This window comes from Salinivirga sp. (assembly GCF_035268865.1).
Classification (GTDB): Bacteria; Bacteroidota; Bacteroidia; order Bacteroidales; family Salinivirgaceae; genus Salinivirga.
In genome coordinates this window covers 26,579-42,453 of record NZ_DATFKB010000171.1, presented here as the reverse complement: position 1 = coordinate 42,453, position 15,875 = coordinate 26,579, and the positions used below count along the sequence as shown (strand labels likewise).

The following is a 15,875-nucleotide window of genomic DNA, read 5'->3' as shown; positions in this document are numbered from 1 at the left end:
GAAAATAATATGATCGTAACCCTTAAGATTGGCAATGTGTTCCAATCCAAGTATAAAATAAGTATCAAACATTTTGTAATTAAAGCTTTTGTTTTCGGGTTGCAAGATAGTAAATTTACGCATGCTTAACATCCTGAGTTTTGTCATATCGTTAATGTTTTTTCATCCCCTGCATTTGGGTGTGATTCATTTTAATGCCACTGAAGCAGGACAGGTTACAATTAATGTAAAAGTATTTACCGATGATTTGGAAAATGCGCTTATACACAATTCCAATAGTGACTTTAAAATGAATTATGACAATGTTGATGCAGTAAAAGATGCCAGCCAATACATCGATAGTCGGTTTGATGTGACCCAGTCGGGTAGTGAAGTGTCACTGGAGTTATTGGAGGTTGGACCCCGAAGGGATGTAACCATTTTTAAATACACTGCAACAATTGATTCTGATGTGGCGTTTGACGTCTGTTGCAGCATATTCTATGAACTCTTTAATGATCAAACCAATTTGTTGATTGTGAATTTAATCGACCAGGAGGATGGCTACCGGTTATCGTCTCGTAAAACTTGTGCCCATGTGGAATAAACGTTTCATATTAACTATTTTTAGTTTCTGGTTTTTATTAACCGGTGCATGGGCCACACACAACAGGGCAGGGGAGATTACTTATGTGCAAATCGACGAATTTACTTATGAAATTACCATCACCACTTTTACCAATACACAACCCACAACATCTGGCTGGCCACCCGTGGACCGTCCTGTGCTTGAAATAGCCTTTGGCGATAATACCACAGCCATGGTAGACCGGGTCGAGATGATTGATTTACCCGATTATTACCGCAAAAATACCTACATCACCACCCATACTTTTCCTGGACCGGGCACCTATGAACTGGTTGTTGAAGACCCCAATCGTAACGAAGGTGTATCTAATATTCCCAATAGTGTTACCGTGGTGTTTTCCATTAAAACCATCATGCAGATCAACCCGGCACTTGGCCCCAATAGTACACCTCAGTTGTTGAGTCCGCCTGTCGACAAAGCGGCCCTGAACCGTTTGTTTATACACAACCCGGCTGCGTGGGATCCTGATGGCGACAGCCTGGCATACAAGCTTACTCCATGTACCGGCGAAAACGGCCAGCCCATCGAGGGTTTTACCTTTCCTGATGATATCGCCATGAATGAAACTACAGGAGATTTGGTTTGGGATAAACCTACAGAACTGGGGGTATTTAATGTGGCCATTCTCATTGAAGAGTGGCGTGAGGGCGTTAAAATAGGGCAAATAACCCGCGACTTACAAATTGAGGTGTACGAAACAGATAATATGCCGCCTGAGCTTTTGTCTGAGCAGCAGATATGCGTCGAAGCAGGCGATTCGGTAACCATCGATATAAAAGGGTACGATCCCGATGGAGACGATCTGGTACTTACCCCGTTGGGTGGTGCATTTGAAGTTGATAATCCGGCAACATATACAACTACAGGAACAGTAGCAGATACGATCTATGGCCAAATTAAATGGGGTACAGATTGCAGCCATATTCGTCGTCAGCCTTATTTACTCGTGATAAAGGCCGAAGATCAGGATGAAGATATTCCGCTGGCCGACCTGCATCATATTCAGGTATGGGTAAATGGACCGGCGACACAATTTACATCTGTTACCCCTACGAACAATAGTATTGAGCTAAACTGGTTCTCCCCTTCGTGTGACGTTACTGGTTACGATCTATATCGAAAAACACAAAGTTATCAATGGCTGTTTGATCCATGCGTAACAGGTATACCCCAGGGTAGTGGGTATGAAAAAATTGCCAGTTTAGATTCAGCCATCACTGCATTTACCGATAATGAAGGGGGAGAAGGCCTTTTACAGGGTTTTCAGTATTGCTACCGAATAGTTCCTCGCTACAACGATGCCCCGGGCTATGCCTCTGCCGAAGGCTGCGAAACCCTGGTGAGGGGAGTGCCTGTTATTACCAATGTGAGCATAGAAAATACCGACACCCTAAATGGTAAAATATACCTTGCCTGGAGTAAACCCACTGAAATTGACACGTTGGAGCATCCGGGACCTTATAATTACAAGATTTTCCGGTCACCAGCCCTGTGGGGAAGCAGTTTCGAGCCTACACCAATAGCCACATTAAGCGGCTTAAATGATACGCTTTTGCTTGATAGTGGGATGAATACGGCTGCAAATGCATACAGCTACAAAGTCGAACTGCATAATACGAATGGTCTTGTTGCTCAACCAATGGTGGCCAGCTCTTTGCATTTGAAAACCTACGGTGCTGATAATCGCGTAGCGCTTACAGTAGAGAAAAATGTACCGTGGATTAACCATACCTATGCATTTTATCAGGTCGATGGTCAGAATGAGATTTTGCTTGCCGAAGTTGATACGCTTACTTTCTTACATGAAAACCTACCCAATGATGAGCCCTTTTATTACCGGGTAAAATCCACGGGTAATTATACCGAAAGTGGTTTTGTGTATCCGATTGTCAATTTTTCACAAATAGCCAGAGGTATACCGGTTGATACAGTGCCGCCAGAAGCACCCTTAATAAACGTGGAGGCCAATTGTGATGCTTTTTATAATGAAATAACCTGGCAAAGCACCGATGCAGAAGTTGTAGATGTGGAACTTTATTATGCATCGCGCACAGATAAACCTTTGTCAATGCTCCGGAAATTTCCTTATCCCGACACAACGATGTATCGCCATACACCCGAATTATCGGTAAGTGGCTGTTATTCAGCAAAGGCTATTGATTCCGCAGGAAATAGAAGTGCGTTTTCAGCGAAAGTGTGCATCGATTCATGCGACTATTATGATTTACCCAATGTAATTACCACCAATAACGATGGCTTGAATGATGTGTTCAGGCCCAAAGCATCAGACGATATTATTTTAAAAACTATTGCTGAAGCAGAAATTCAGATTTTTAACCGTTGGGGCAACCTGGTTTTTGAAACTACTGACCCACGCATTTTGTGGTACGGGCGCGATAAACATACAGGTAAACCTGTACCCAGCGGGGTGTATTATTATATTTGTAATTTGAAAGAAAAACGCATTTCCGGGTTGGAAGAGCGCTATAAAGTTGGCTTTGTGCATGTGTATCATACCAAATAGAAAATAATAAATGAGAATAACCGCATTATTGATCACTATTTTTGTTAACCAGCTGGTATTTGCACAGGCAGATACGGTTTTGTTGAGAGCCCAGGGGTTATACAACCAGGGAAATTATGAGGCTGCCCGGGGATTGTTCGCGCAAACAGAAAATGATGATGATTGGGTGATGAAACGAAAATTAGAATTGGCCTGGCTTACCGGACGATTTGATGAAATGTACCAGTTGGCTGAACAGTTGGATGGATATCTTCACACTGGTACAAAATTGCACTATTTGATGCGCTACCATGCTGTTAAAGGTGACAATGATAAGGCCTTTGAAATGTTAACCAAATTACTTGAAAGTCGGCATAAGCCGCCACGGGCAGCCATAAGAACCGATACGGCTTTCGACAGGTTAAAGAAAATGCCCGAATGGGACAGCATCTGGAAAGGCGACCATTATAAAAGTTATGACATTAAGCTGGCCATGGCCAAAAGAGAACTGGAGGTGCAAAATTATGACCTGGCGATTACCCTGCTCGATGAATTGATCGAAGACCGTTCGTACCGCGAAATGCCCTGGTTTTATCGCAGCAAACTGCTCTTTGAGCAGGGTTTTACAAAGTCGGCACTTGAGGATATCGATCGCGCCATCGATGAGGAGGACGATGAGGCTGCATTCTATGCACTACAGGCCAAAATATTACATAAACTTGGGCGGGAAAGAAAAGCATTGAAAAGCATCAGTCGCGCCATTGATATTGATCCCTATCAACCAGATTTTTACCTGCCAGGCATTGAGGTTTGTAAAACACTCGAAAAGTACCAGGAGGGATATAAATATGCAGAAAAATATTTAACAGCTTATCCTGGTAAACCAGAAGCGCTCCACAAATACGCATTAATGGTTTACCGTACAGGAAGCTGCATGAAAGCGCTGCCATATATAAACAAAGCTATTGCAAAGCAAAAATATAACCCGGAACTCTATTTTTTACGGGCACAAATTTATCAGAGCTGTAAAGTTTATGCACAGGCAGAAAAAGACTATGCCATGTGCCTGGACTTTTGGCCCCAAAAAGCTGCTTTGTACTATGGTCGTGCCATTTGCCGCCATCACACAGGCAACAAAAAAGGAAGCTGCCGCGATTTACAAAAAGCCCTTGACCTGGGTGCACTGGAAGCAGACAAAAAACTCAGTGAGTGGTGCAGGTGATATTTATTGACTCCTTTTGTGTTACATAGCTTCCGGCATTAACGAATTCTAATATCAGCGTATCCATGTATTATAGTTATAGCCCCGGCAAAAAACATAAAAGCCCGCCGGGAAGCGGGCTTTACATGGCTAAACAGCAAGCCTGTAAGCCGGGTTCTGTGCTCCTGCAGCGCAGGAGTTTCTATCATTTATCTGGGATTGCCATCGCTGGCAACCTCTAGCAACCTACCCTCCAACATCGGGCGGGCAACCCTCAAGTGTTGGTTTACATGGTTTTACAGCCTGCGGAGTGCACAGCAGCTGCAGTCGCCTACAGCCCTGGTGAGCTCTTACCTCACCTTCTCACCCTTACCCCGACGAATCGGGGCGGTTATTTTCTTCTGCACTTTCATCCCCTTGCGAATATCTTCCGGTTAGGAAGCACAGTGCCCTTTGCTGCCCGGACTTTCCTCACTTTGCATAAGCAAAGCGCGATAGAACGGCTTGCTGATTTTTTTTAAAATATTTTTTACATGCCTTTGGCCTTAAAAAAAGCAGTGTATTGTTTATCTGCACTCATAATATGGTTGGTAAGCCAATTATTTAAAAAACGGTACGTATCAGTGGTTATTTGTCGTTTGTCGGCCTTGTAATCTTTTATCAAATCTTCGAGCTGATCAATTAATTTCTTATGCTGGTTTTTATGCTCTGCTATTTTCGGATAACCATGAAGCTCCATTTTTTCTTCTTCAGCTCTAAAATGATACTGAGTGTAGGACTTTAAATCATCAAGGATGCTGCCCACAACCTGCTTTCCCTGACCGTCGAGCATACTTTGGTGCAGTTTTCTTAATAAAGCCAATAGTTGCTGATGATGTTCGTCAAATTCGTCAATATGAACGCTATACCTTGGTTCCCATTCAAAAAGTGCCATGTTTTTATGTTTTTAGTTCTTTAATACTACCAGTGTCGCCCCAAAGCCATATTCTTTAAATGATGCATCATGAAAGACATACTTTGAATATTGCTGGGTGAGGGTTTTGCGCAACTCATTTTTCAGTGTGCCATTGCCAATGCCATGTATAAAAACAATACGTTTTATACCGTCCTTTATGGCCTGTTCCATCTCAGACTTGAATTTATCCATCTGAATGGCTAAAATCTCGCTATTGTCGAGCCCGGTTGTGTTATCAATAAGCTCATTGATGTGCAAATCAATCTCTCGCTTCTCCTCGGGTTCAATTTTTTTGACTGTATTTCTTGGTCGTGCATCAGCTTTCTTCTTCGATTGCATCATTTTTTCAAGCTCTTTGAGCTTTTTTTTCTCCTCAGTGCCCATTTCGGGGGCTTCATTTTCCGGCTTTTCAGCTGCAACAAGGTCAAAAATCAACGATTTCTCATGAAAGAAATCATTCTCTTTAAAAGTTTGCTCCTTGTAAAGCTTTATCGGACTGATTACAATTTTTTTCTCCAAGGGCGGTACAGGCTTGTATATACCTTCATTGTAAAAAATCACCTGAAAAATATAATCGCCGGATTTTCCGATCTCCTGCCTGAGCAGCGTAAAAAGTGAAACTTTTGTGTTCGGTTCAACAATGCCTGCGTCTATACCTCTTGATTGCGCCTTGGTTACTTCAACCAGGTTGTAAAACAGGATGTAGTTGCTGTCGTTAATCAGGTACGTTTCCAGATCGGCGTCCGTGGCATCGCGTCCGGGTTGAGGTACCATGGCAAAAAATGCTTTGGCCTCTTCGTTACCTGCTATGGTTGAAACTTCCGGGTAAAAATCTGGTGTGCCTGATGCTTGTGCAGGTGCTTCTGTTTCCTGATTGGCAGCTTCCGGTTCCTGGTATTCGCTAATTAAAATTAGTTCATCCTGCTCAGCAGGGTTTTCAAACCCGGTTTCATCCAATACAAAAACAGTTCCATCGGCTGTTGTTTTTGTCACTACTCCTTCTCCCACGGCATTCAAAAACCGCACTTTATCTCCTTTTTTATACTTCATTTTTCTTCCTTTTTATGCTACTTCACTTTATTGTATGTTGGCGTTTTTTTGCTTATTCCTTTCGTTTCTTCCTTTCCTGGATATAGATTTCATCGTTCATTTTTTTAATTGATTTCATAAAATCTTTTTCGTTAAGAACCGATAATTGATATTCTGCAATTTTTTTCAATTTTTTAAACCGTTCAGTTTTTTCAATTTTTTCCTTTATCATCTCAGCGTTTAATGTTTCCAAATTTGATAGTATTGCTAATTCATTTATACTCGCTATATCACGTATATTCATATTTTTCTTAGCAATTTCAGGGTTTGCTTCCCGCCAATCTTTCCCGGTACAATTAAACAATGCTACATTTAATAGGTCAGCTTCTTCTGCATAGCCAATCCACTCAGTGCCTTTTTCATAGTTCTTTTCAGGAATAAAATAATTTTTTATTGCATCAGTGTGAATATGGTAGTTAGTTTTAGTCAAAATTCTTTTGACATTCCACTCAAGATTATATTGGTTAGTTTCAATCTCTTTTAATCTTTGATATTCAGTTATCAAATAAAGTTTGAAAGTAGGACTTATCCATGAGGCAAATTCAAATGCTATATCTTTGTGTGCATAAGTTCCACCATATCTGCCGGATTTTGATGTTATTCCTATGGCATTGGTTGATTCTATCCATTTTTTGGGGGTTAATGTAAAACTATTTGAACCTGCTTCATTTCTAAACGCATCGAATTCGATGCTATTAAAATTTGGATTATTTAAATTTTCCCAAAGTCCTAGAAAATCAATTGTATTACGCGTTCTCATCCAGTTCTGGATAATATAATTTGTCCTTTCTGAGTCGCGATATTTTGCCATATCAGTTAATGAAATATATTCTTCTTTATTATGTTTATAGAGCACAATCTCAATTTCATTAACATTTAATTTTGTGTTACTCATATCGATGATTTTAGTAACTAACAAATATAATCATTTTTAAAGGTAATTAGTAAATGTGGCTTATCACCCAGCAATAAACACCAACATAATTAGTATCCGCAAACTTAAAAATGAAACCTTGTTATAGGATATTGATCTTTTATTGTTGCCACTAATTATAAACAAAAAAGAATAGGTTTGTTCATAAAGGTTAAAATTATGCTTGTTTGCTTATCTTTGTGGCCCAAAATTTTCACAAAAGTAAGTATTTTGTTTTGAATAGTGAGCAAATGAAAGATATTGACATAAATAAATACAACTATGAGCTTCCGGCAGAGCGCATTGCCAAATATCCGCTAAAAAAACGCGATGCCTCGAAATTACTTGTCTACAATAAAGGCGCCATTGAGGATCACATTTTTAGTGAACTTCCAGAACTTCTTCCACGGCATACCAGGATGTTTTTTAATAATACCAAAGTTCTATATGCCCGTTTACCGTTTGAGAAAATTACGGGGGCACAAATCGAAATTTTTTGCCTGGAGCCCCACGATCCTGCAGATTATTCCATGAACCTTACTACCCGCAAGCGTTGCCAGTGGAAATGCCTTGTTGGAAATCTGAAAAAGTGGAAATCAGGTGTTTTAAAACTAAAAGGGTACGATAAAATTGGGCTCGAAGCTTCCATGATAGAGAAAACACCTGAATACGTGGTAGTGGAATTTACATGGAAAACCGACTTTAGTTTTGCAGAAATACTCGAAGAGGCAGGCAATGTGCCTATTCCGCCATATTTAAATCGTGCTGCAGAAGAAGAAGACAAATCCACATACCAAACTACTTATAGTAAAATCGATGGATCAGTAGCGGCACCAACTGCAGGCTTGCACTTTACGCCTGAGGTTTTTCAACAATTAAAAGCACAGCACATACCCCTGCATGAAGTAACCTTACATGTAAGCGCAGGTACATTCAGACCAGTTGATCATGATAATGTCAGGCGTCATCAGATGCACGAGGAGTACATCCATGTGGACAGGGCAACAATAGCATCTTTAGTTGATAATAAGCACAACGTGCTTGCCGTTGGTACCACTACGGTGCGCACTTTGGAGAGTCTTTACTGGATCGGGGTACAAATTCTGAATAACAAACCAAATCAGGAACATTTCTTTAATGTCGAGCAGTGGGAGCCATATAAAGAGGTTGGCAGCAGTACAACACAAGAGGCATTAAAGGCCATATTGGAATATATGGACCGTTTCAGGCTTGATTACATTACAGGTAATACCAGAATTATTATTGTCCCCGGTTATGAGCATCGTGTGGTAGATTTATTGTTAACCAATTTTCATCAGCCAAAGAGTACGCTTTTATTACTGCTGGCCTCATTTATAGGTGATGAATGGCAAAAAATGTATCAGCATGCACTTAATAATAATTACCGGTTTTTGAGTTATGGCGACAGTTGCCTGATTAAGCTGTAGGTCAAATAATTAACAGGTTGACGTGCGAATTACCTTTATGTTTTAGTTTTATGTGTTGTTATTTTTTGAAAACAGGTGATTTTGCCTTGTTTATATAAATAAAGAGTTGTATTTTCACCCTAAACCAATTGAAATAGTTAAGACTTATTACTGTTTATGATTCGTAAAAAGACAAAGAGCAAGTCGTTAACTGCTATCTCTTTTAGAAATAATTTGATAGTTAGTATCTCAATTGGTTTCACTGTAGCGGCCATATTTATATTTTTTGAAGTCAGAGAGTTCAATAAAGATGCAGAAAAGGCCCGTGAAGAGGGTTTGGAAAGCAAAAAAGAATTGGTAAAGGCAGAGGTAGAAAAGGTAATAGATTACATTCATTTCACAAGGCTTTTTATGGAGAAACGAATGCGCAATAACCTCAAAGAGCGCACCTACGAAGCCTGGAGTATAATCAATAATATTTATAATAAGAACCATGAAACCCATACCAAACGGGAAATTCTCCATTTGGTAAAACAAGCTTTGAGGCCTGTCCGGTTTAATAATGGACGGGGATATTATTTTTTAGTGAGTTTGAACGGTGTTGAAGAATTATACCCTGTAAGGCCTGAATTTGAGGGTGAAAACCTTATAGATTTGCAGGATGCCAGAGGCAATTATGTAATAAAGGATGAAATAAAAATAGCAAAAGAACAGGGGGAAGGCTTTGTGAAAGGTTATTGGCGTAAACCTTATGCCGATAGTACAAAAATGTTTGCTAAAACCTCATTTATCAAAGTTTTTAAACCATTGGGTATTTATGTCGGCTGTGGTGACTATCTGATAGATGTTCGTAAAGATATTCAGGATGATATAAAAATGCGGATAAAGCGCACAAGATTTGGCGAATACGGGTATGTATTTGTTAATACCTATACCGGTGTGGCTGTGGTAATCGATTCTAAAAAATATAGCGAAGGCGATACCATTTGGGAACTAACCGATCCCTATGGTGTAAAAGTAATTCAGGAGGAATGGAAGGCAGTGAATAAACCCGGAGGTGGTTTTATCCGCTACCATTGGCTTAAGCCGGGTACAGATAAAATTGCGCCAAAGATTTCGTTCATAAAAGGAGTAGATGAGTGGCAATGGATGATTGGTGCAGGTGTATATATTGATGTAATTGAAGAAAATATTGCCAGAGAACGCGAGCTGCTTTACAAAAGAATGATAAGAAAAGGAGGATTAGGTTTGTTATTGATTCTTATTGTCTTGGTTCTGATCTTTTATATGGCTCAACGCAATGCCAGAATAATTCATTCAAACCTTGAAACATTTATTTCTAAGTTGAGAATTGCAGTGAAAAGCGGTAAAAAGATGAATGCTGATGACTATTCACTTGTTGACCTTCAGAATATACTGCCTCCAATCAATGAAATTATAGAGCATAAAAAAGAAGCTGAAGCACAGCTGAAAGAGAGCGAAATACGATTCCGTACCATTTTCGAGAATCTACCGGTGATGTTGTTGGTGTTTGATAATGATTTGAATATTAAATTTTGCAATAAGGAATTTAACAGGGAATTTAATATTAAAAGCCATAAAAAAATTGAAAAAAGAGCGCTATTGCGATACTTACCTAATAATAAAACCAATAAAGATTTTATTTCTGCACTGCCTAAATGCGATGGTAATTTTCGTGAAATTAATATTAAAACATCACAAGGTGACAAATGGCATAACTGGGCCTGTTTTAATACACCTGGTGGTGAAACTATTTTAGCCGGATTCGACATTACGCCAATTTATCAGAACCAAAAACACCTTGCAGAATCAAATGCAACTAAAGATAAAATCCTTTCGGTTGTATCACATGATTTGCATGGTCCGTTTAACACCATAATTGGGTTTTCAAATATTTTGTTGTCCAACGAAGAGAAGCTTAATGCTGATAAGCGCCGCAGGTATTTACAACACATTCACAATTCATCAAAGTCAATGCATACCATGCTAACCAATCTGTTAAGCTGGGCCCGGGCGCAATCGGGTAAAATAAAGCTTTACTTTACGGTGGTTGAGTTGTATTTGTTAACCAGTGAGATAGTTAAAATACTTTCACCGCTGGCAGCACAGAAAAATATTAAACTTATCAATGAAATTGAGGCCGGGTTGACGCTCCATAGCGATACCTCTTTATTACGCATAATCATACAAAACCTGGTAGCCAATGGTATAAAATTTACCGAACCGGGTGGTAAGGTAGAAGTCAGTGCTCGTTGGTCAGACGATAATACAATTAAACTAATTGTAATCGATTCTGGTATAGGTATGCCTTCAGCCATGGTTGAAAAAATAAACAGTGGACAAAGAGTGGAGTCTTCACCTGGCACAAACAAAGAGTCGGGTACGGGGCTTGGTTTATTAATTTGCCAGGAATTTATTACTTATTTAGATGGCACACTAAAAGTAAAGAGCCACCCCAACGAGGGCAGCTCTTTTGTAGTGAGTTTGCCTGCTCATAAGCAGTTGAGACAAAAACTTTAAGCGTATTATTTCTATTTAAAATGTATATTTGGCGCCCAGCGTAGGAAATACTTCAAGTTTTTTTGATCCGGGAATGAAATTATGCGAAATTTCTATCTCTCCGCCAGCAGACAACCACGGTGCAATGTTGTACCAAATTTGTGGTTCTGTAATGATAACCAGTTTTTTACCATCCGGTTGTGCCGGGGCGTTGTAATCATCCTGTGTCCAGATGTCGAAAAAACCGGTAAGCGATATCTTGTTGTCTGCAAGATTTTTAAACCAGGTAAATGTCCACTGAAAATCAGGGCCTTCTTCAGGTTTGTGTCCAAACCGGAATCCTGCATAAGTGCTAAAACCGATACCTGCAAAAGAAAACGCAGCTGAAGGGCCTACAATGCCAATATGTTCTAGCGGGCTACCAAAATTACTATTGTCAATGTTGTGTATTAGTCCGCCATTGTACTCTGCATGGAGCGCAACCGGAAAATCCCAAAATTTAAGATCGCGCATAAATTCCACATATGCCAAAGCCGGTTCGCTATGCGGACCACTGAAATCTATATCTATGAACCAGAATGTGGAGCCTACGCTGTCTGGTTTAAACATTTCGAATGTAGCGGTCATGTAATTGCGTCCTTTGATATTTTCAGAATTTGCATCTGTAAAATCGTAGTGCAATTGAAGGTTTTGGCCACTTAAAACCGCTAAGCTAAACAATGAAACCGATAGGAGCAGAATTTTTTTCATTTTCGTGTTTTTATATGTTACAGGAGATCGGGGCAAAAATAGCAAAATTGATCTTTGCTGGTAATAAAAAAACCATTTGATATACCATTAAAATTTAGTTAGAGTTTATTGCAGAAATTTATTACTTAGTATCATATAAGGAATTATTTATTGTTTTTTTGCATCCTTGTTTGAAAAAAAGGCACAAACTTGTATATTCGTCGACGAATTAATACTTGTTATGCTATGAGAAAAGTTGTATTTATACTAATTGTTTTACTTGCCTCGGGGCTTATTAATGAATCATACGGACAGAAAAAAGATGACAAGCTCAAACTTGAATCTGGTTTTTTTGGCAATAAATATTATAAAGGTGTGTGGAGTATAAGCAGAGGTGAGGCATTTAATATGCTTAGTGAAAATGGAGAGGCTTATAATTTGGCTATTGAAGGAGAAAAACTGCAAAAAACCAGTACAATAATTTCTGCCGTGGGAGCCGCATTAATTGGCTACACAGTTGGATCAGCGCTGGGTGGAGCAGAAGATCCGAAGTGGTATATTGCAGGAATTGGCGGAGGAATAGTATTAATTAGTATCCCTATTTACTCGACCGGTAATAAAAAAATACATGAAGCCATTGAGGTATACAACGAGGAAGAGTTATCTGCGAGCCTGAATCACAAACCTTTTATCGATAAAATTTCTATAGCTGCAGGCTCTGATGGAGTGGGGTTGAGGCTAACTTTTTAAACAATATAAAAAGGGAGGCGCCCACGAAGGATGCCTCCCTTTTTCTTACTATGAGAAAACTAGTTTACTATTGTTTTTAAAGTACTTTGAGTAACAATGTTGTCTGCAATTGGGCAGCGACGCTCAATTTCTTCTACAAATGCTTCTTTTTCTTCCTGCGTCATATCTGCATCTACTTTAACATTTGTTACGATTTCAGTAAATCCGGCGCGTCCATCTTCAGTCTTACCGAGTAAAAAATCTTTATCGATTGAACCTTCAACATCTACATCAATGCTGCGTACATCAAGACGTTTCTGGTTTGCAATGATGCGTCCAATTGCACAAATACATGCAGGTAATGATGCCAGGAAAATTTCCATTGGGTTGGCTCCCTCGTCGTTGCCACCCATGGCTTTAGGTTGATCGATAATAAAATTGTGTGAGCATCCTATTTCGGTGCGAAAACCGTCATTTACTTTACCGTTAACTTTTACTTTTGATATAGCCATAATAGTATATTTTAATAATTAAATCATTCTATATATGGCTAAAAATGTACCACTTCAGATTCTGAACTTATGTTCTAAAGCATCTGTATATATGTTGGGCAGCAATTATGCCGTAAAATAAAATATGTTTGTAATAAATTGGTTTAGAGGGCTTAATTTCTATTTTATTATTCGTTTGTTAACTTTAGTTGTAAGATTACCTCTTTAATGTGAGACATTGTTAAGTTGTGTTTTCTTTTAATTCTACCTAATCGTTCATTTTTGGCATCGTCAGGTATATGTAATGCACTGCATAAATCTTTTGGTGATATACCATGTTGAATACAGGCTTCTCTTAATGTTTGTCTGCCATTTACATCGATATCGACTTCTTGTTCGTGTCCTTCTACAGCTGAAAGGGTAGACGATTGTGATTTCTTTATTTGTTGCCCGGGATAATGATTTTGTTTTTGCACAGGTTGTTCAGGTGCTATTCTGATTTGTTCATCTAATAAATGTAAGGATGATTCAGGCATGCGTCCTTGAATTTCAGGTTGTATGAAAAATGGCAAGATCATGATGCCGAGTGTAAAGAAAATGAGTAAAAAAATAATGGGACGATGATACCGCGTTCGGCGAAAACATGTTTTCATCATGTTGATGAGCATTTTCCAATGCAATACTATATGCAAAAATAGTACTGCTAAAAATATAAAACATAGAATTAAATGGATATCGGCCCATTCGAAACGGCTGAGACCCCAAAATTTAAGTTCTGCATAATGTCCGTAAATTGCTTTGGCTTCACGTCCGGGAACAAGTACATAATAAACCAAAAAACCACCCCCTGCAAGTCCTGCTGTCAGTAGCAGAAGAACGGCATCAAGAAGCAGATTGAGCTTGTTTTTTTTCATAGTTTTCAGGTTTTTGCAAATATGTAACTATATTTCTCAATGATTCAGTTATAGCGTCATCGGGCTGATATTCAGGATATGTGAGGGCTTGTGTTGTAGCATCCACCAGGTTTTTATCAAAAGGGATTTTAGCAAGTAGGGGGATGTTGAGTTCACCAAGAAATTTTTCTATTTCAGCTGTTAGGGTTTTATTAATGTCGTGTTTGTTTATAACAGCTACTATTGGCGTTTTAAAGCTGTCGACCAGTGTTTGTGCCCGCTTAAAATCGTGAAAACCACTTTTAGAAGCTTCAATTACCATAACCACCATATCGGTTCCTGTAACAGATGCAATGGCAGCACAACCAATTCCAGGAGGTCCATCGTTTATTATAAAGGAAGCCTGGTTTTCATCGGCCTTTTTGCGCGCTGCATCTCTGAGTTTGGTTACAAGTTTGCCTGAATTTTCTTCTCCTGGTTTCATGTGGGCATGAATCATGCTTCCATAGCGGGTGGTTGAGACATACCATCTATTGCTGAATTCCTGCACCATTTCAATGGCATTTGCCGGACAAATATTTTTACATAATCCGCATCCTTCGCACTTATAATCATTTACAGCAAGCACACCATCTTCGTTGTAGTGTAAGGCATCGAAACGGCAATGATTTATGCATTTCCGGCAATTAACGCATAGTTGCTGATTTATAATAGCTTTGGCGCCACCCGGAAATGTGTGGGTTTCCTGTACTTCAGGTTGAAGTAAAAGATAAAGGTCTGCTGCGTCTACATCGCAGTCTGTAATTACCGGTTTATTCAATAAACTTGTCAGCGCTCCGGTAATGGTGGTTTTTCCGGCTCCTCCTTTACCACTTATCACAGTAATTTCTCTCATCTCAGGCTGTTTTTTTCTTTATATGGTTCCAAATATGTTTAAGGTGTTTGTCCATCTCTTTATGTGCTGCTATTTCCTGAATTGATGCATTGGAATAGGCTTCTGCAATTTCGCGATTAAAAGGTATTTTGCTTACAATCTCGATTTTTTCTTTTTTAAGGTAGTCCTCCATATCATTGTTGCCAGTACCGGCTTTATTGATTACTACACCAAAGGGAAGTTTGATGTCTTTTATTACTTCTACAAGCAATTTCAGATCATTAAGTCCAAATGGTGATGGCTCGGCTACCACAATTACATAATCAGCGTCTTCCAAAGTTGTTACCACAGGGCAGCTGGTTCCGGGAGGGGCATCAAAAATGGCCAGATCAGTATCGGGTAAATGGCGCTTTTTCATATCGCGAATTACAGCTGTTTGGTGTGGTAGGCCTACCTCCAGTCTACCCTCTTTCAGAATAATGGTTTGATCTTTACCAAATGTGTTTACCTCTCCAATGGGATGGAATAGCTCATCAAGTGCATCATCTTTACAAACTACAAGACAGGCTCCGCACGAATGGCACAAATCTGTTGAAATTTCGGCAATCCCTGCTTTTGGTATGAGCGTGATGGCATTAAATGCACAGGCCTCCTTGCATTTTCCGCAATAGGTGCATTTTTCTTTATTGATGACAGGCACTGGTAAAGTTACTGCAGATGATTTTAGAAGATCGAGGTTATTAAAGAACAAATGATCGTTTGGTTCCTCCACATCAAAATCCATTAAAGTAGCTGGCTTACCATAATATTGCGGGGCAGTATATTGTAAGCCCGCTGAAATGGTAGTTTTACCTGTGCCTCCTTTTCCGCTTGCGACAACTATTCTTTTCACTTTTTTATGTTTTTTTTGGGTGCTTGCTTAT

General features: G+C 39.4%; 14 protein-coding genes and 1 other RNA gene. 6 read left to right on the top strand and 9 right to left on the bottom strand.

Annotation, left to right across the window (positions count from 1 at the left end):
* Positions 1–121: 121 nt before the first annotated feature.
* The 3 genes from VJ937_RS10345 to VJ937_RS10335 are packed head-to-tail and all read left to right on the top strand — an operon-like array spanning position 122 to position 4,353.
* Entirely contained in the window at positions 122–586 is a 465-nt protein-coding gene (locus tag VJ937_RS10345) for a DUF6702 family protein (RefSeq protein ID WP_324066820.1), read from the top strand.
* Positions 576–3,152 (top strand): gliding motility-associated C-terminal domain-containing protein, encoded by a 2,577-nt coding sequence (locus VJ937_RS10340; RefSeq protein ID WP_324066819.1) that lies wholly within the window; start codon positions 576–578, stop codon positions 3,150–3,152. The genes VJ937_RS10345 and VJ937_RS10340 overlap by 11 nt, the downstream gene beginning before the upstream one ends.
* A gap of 10 nt (positions 3,153–3,162) precedes the next feature.
* Positions 3,163–4,353: a tetratricopeptide repeat protein gene (locus VJ937_RS10335; RefSeq protein ID WP_324066818.1), complete on the top strand. Its 1,191-nt coding sequence runs from the start codon at positions 3,163–3,165 to the stop codon at positions 4,351–4,353.
* A gap of 129 nt (positions 4,354–4,482) precedes the next feature.
* Here VJ937_RS10335 and rnpB read toward each other — a convergent pair.
* From rnpB to VJ937_RS10315, 4 genes are all read right to left on the bottom strand, one after another.
* Positions 4,483–4,843: RNase P RNA component class A (rnpB, locus tag VJ937_RS10330), an RNA gene on the bottom strand.
* Positions 4,844–4,861: 18 nt separating this feature from the next.
* Positions 4,862–5,266 (bottom strand): bacteriohemerythrin, encoded by a 405-nt coding sequence (locus tag VJ937_RS10325; RefSeq protein ID WP_324066817.1) that lies wholly within the window; start codon positions 5,264–5,266, stop codon positions 4,862–4,864.
* Positions 5,267–5,278: 12 nt separating this feature from the next.
* Positions 5,279–6,337 carry a Smr/MutS family protein gene (locus VJ937_RS10320; protein ID WP_324066816.1) on the bottom strand — a complete coding sequence of 353 codons (1,059 nt, stop codon included), beginning with the start codon at positions 6,335–6,337 and terminating at the stop codon, positions 5,279–5,281.
* Positions 6,338–6,389: 52 nt separating this feature from the next.
* The gene (locus tag VJ937_RS10315) at positions 6,390–7,271 is read right to left on the bottom strand and encodes a KilA-N domain-containing protein (protein ID WP_324066815.1); all 882 of its coding nucleotides are present in this window, start codon (positions 7,269–7,271) and stop codon (positions 6,390–6,392) included.
* Positions 7,272–7,540: 269 nt separating this feature from the next.
* On the opposite strand from VJ937_RS10315, the gene VJ937_RS10310 reads away from it, so the two are divergent.
* The gene (locus VJ937_RS10310; RefSeq protein ID WP_324066814.1) at positions 7,541–8,737 is read left to right on the top strand and encodes an S-adenosylmethionine:tRNA ribosyltransferase-isomerase; all 1,197 of its coding nucleotides are present in this window, start codon (positions 7,541–7,543) and stop codon (positions 8,735–8,737) included.
* A 156-nt stretch (positions 8,738–8,893) separates the two neighbouring features.
* Positions 8,894–11,257, top strand: coding sequence for a cache domain-containing protein (locus VJ937_RS10305; protein ID WP_324066813.1), 2,364 nt, complete (start codon positions 8,894–8,896; stop codon positions 11,255–11,257).
* Between the two features lie 15 nt (positions 11,258–11,272).
* Here VJ937_RS10305 and VJ937_RS10300 read toward each other — a convergent pair whose 3' ends face one another.
* Positions 11,273–11,986 (bottom strand): DUF5020 family protein, encoded by a 714-nt coding sequence (locus VJ937_RS10300; protein WP_324066812.1) that lies wholly within the window; start codon positions 11,984–11,986, stop codon positions 11,273–11,275.
* Positions 11,987–12,211: 225 nt separating this feature from the next.
* Here VJ937_RS10300 and VJ937_RS10295 point away from each other — a divergent pair, with 225 nt between their 5' ends.
* The gene (locus VJ937_RS10295) at positions 12,212–12,715 is read left to right on the top strand and encodes a hypothetical protein (RefSeq protein WP_324066811.1); all 504 of its coding nucleotides are present in this window, start codon (positions 12,212–12,214) and stop codon (positions 12,713–12,715) included.
* Between the two features lie 59 nt (positions 12,716–12,774).
* On the opposite strand, the gene VJ937_RS10290 is transcribed toward VJ937_RS10295, so the two are convergent.
* From VJ937_RS10290 to VJ937_RS10275, 4 genes are all read right to left on the bottom strand, one after another.
* Positions 12,775–13,206, bottom strand: a complete 432-nt coding sequence (locus tag VJ937_RS10290) for an OsmC family protein (protein ID WP_324066810.1) — start codon at positions 13,204–13,206, stop codon at positions 12,775–12,777.
* Between the two features lie 167 nt (positions 13,207–13,373).
* The gene (locus VJ937_RS10285) at positions 13,374–14,099 is read right to left on the bottom strand and encodes a DUF4405 domain-containing protein (protein WP_324066809.1); all 726 of its coding nucleotides are present in this window, start codon (positions 14,097–14,099) and stop codon (positions 13,374–13,376) included.
* Entirely contained in the window at positions 14,068–14,973 is a 906-nt protein-coding gene (locus VJ937_RS10280; RefSeq protein WP_324066808.1) for an ATP-binding protein, read from the bottom strand. Before VJ937_RS10280 ends, VJ937_RS10285 begins: the two co-directional genes overlap by 32 nt.
* A gap of 1 nt (position 14,974) precedes the next feature.
* Positions 14,975–15,844, bottom strand: coding sequence for an ATP-binding protein (locus VJ937_RS10275; RefSeq protein ID WP_324066807.1), 870 nt, complete (start codon positions 15,842–15,844; stop codon positions 14,975–14,977).
* Between the last annotated feature and the right edge of the window lie 31 nt (positions 15,845–15,875).

Excerpts from the sequence above, each read along its gene's own strand:
- VJ937_RS10335 (WP_324066818.1), top strand. The coding sequence starts at position 3,163 with ATGAGAATAACCGCATTATTGATCACTATTTTTGTTAACCAGCTGGTA.
- VJ937_RS10315 (WP_324066815.1), bottom strand. The coding sequence starts at position 7,271 with ATGAGTAACACAAAATTAAATGTTAATGAAATTGAGATTGTGCTCTAT.
- VJ937_RS10285 (WP_324066809.1), bottom strand. The coding sequence starts at position 14,099 with ATGAAAAAAAACAAGCTCAATCTGCTTCTTGATGCCGTTCTTCTGCTA.
- VJ937_RS10300 (WP_324066812.1), bottom strand. The coding sequence starts at position 11,986 with ATGAAAAAAATTCTGCTCCTATCGGTTTCATTGTTTAGCTTAGCGGTT.
- VJ937_RS10305 (WP_324066813.1), top strand. The coding sequence starts at position 8,894 with ATGATTCGTAAAAAGACAAAGAGCAAGTCGTTAACTGCTATCTCTTTT.
- VJ937_RS10280 (WP_324066808.1), bottom strand. The coding sequence starts at position 14,973 with ATGAGAGAAATTACTGTGATAAGTGGTAAAGGAGGAGCCGGAAAAACC.
- VJ937_RS10290 (WP_324066810.1), bottom strand. The coding sequence starts at position 13,206 with ATGGCTATATCAAAAGTAAAAGTTAACGGTAAAGTAAATGACGGTTTT.
- VJ937_RS10310 (WP_324066814.1), top strand. The coding sequence starts at position 7,541 with ATGAAAGATATTGACATAAATAAATACAACTATGAGCTTCCGGCAGAG.
- VJ937_RS10295 (WP_324066811.1), top strand. The coding sequence starts at position 12,212 with ATGAGAAAAGTTGTATTTATACTAATTGTTTTACTTGCCTCGGGGCTT.
- VJ937_RS10345 (WP_324066820.1), top strand. The coding sequence starts at position 122 with ATGCTTAACATCCTGAGTTTTGTCATATCGTTAATGTTTTTTCATCCC.
- VJ937_RS10320 (WP_324066816.1), bottom strand. The coding sequence starts at position 6,337 with ATGAAGTATAAAAAAGGAGATAAAGTGCGGTTTTTGAATGCCGTGGGA.
- VJ937_RS10325 (WP_324066817.1), bottom strand. The coding sequence starts at position 5,266 with ATGGCACTTTTTGAATGGGAACCAAGGTATAGCGTTCATATTGACGAA.
- VJ937_RS10340 (WP_324066819.1), top strand. The coding sequence starts at position 576 with ATGTGGAATAAACGTTTCATATTAACTATTTTTAGTTTCTGGTTTTTA.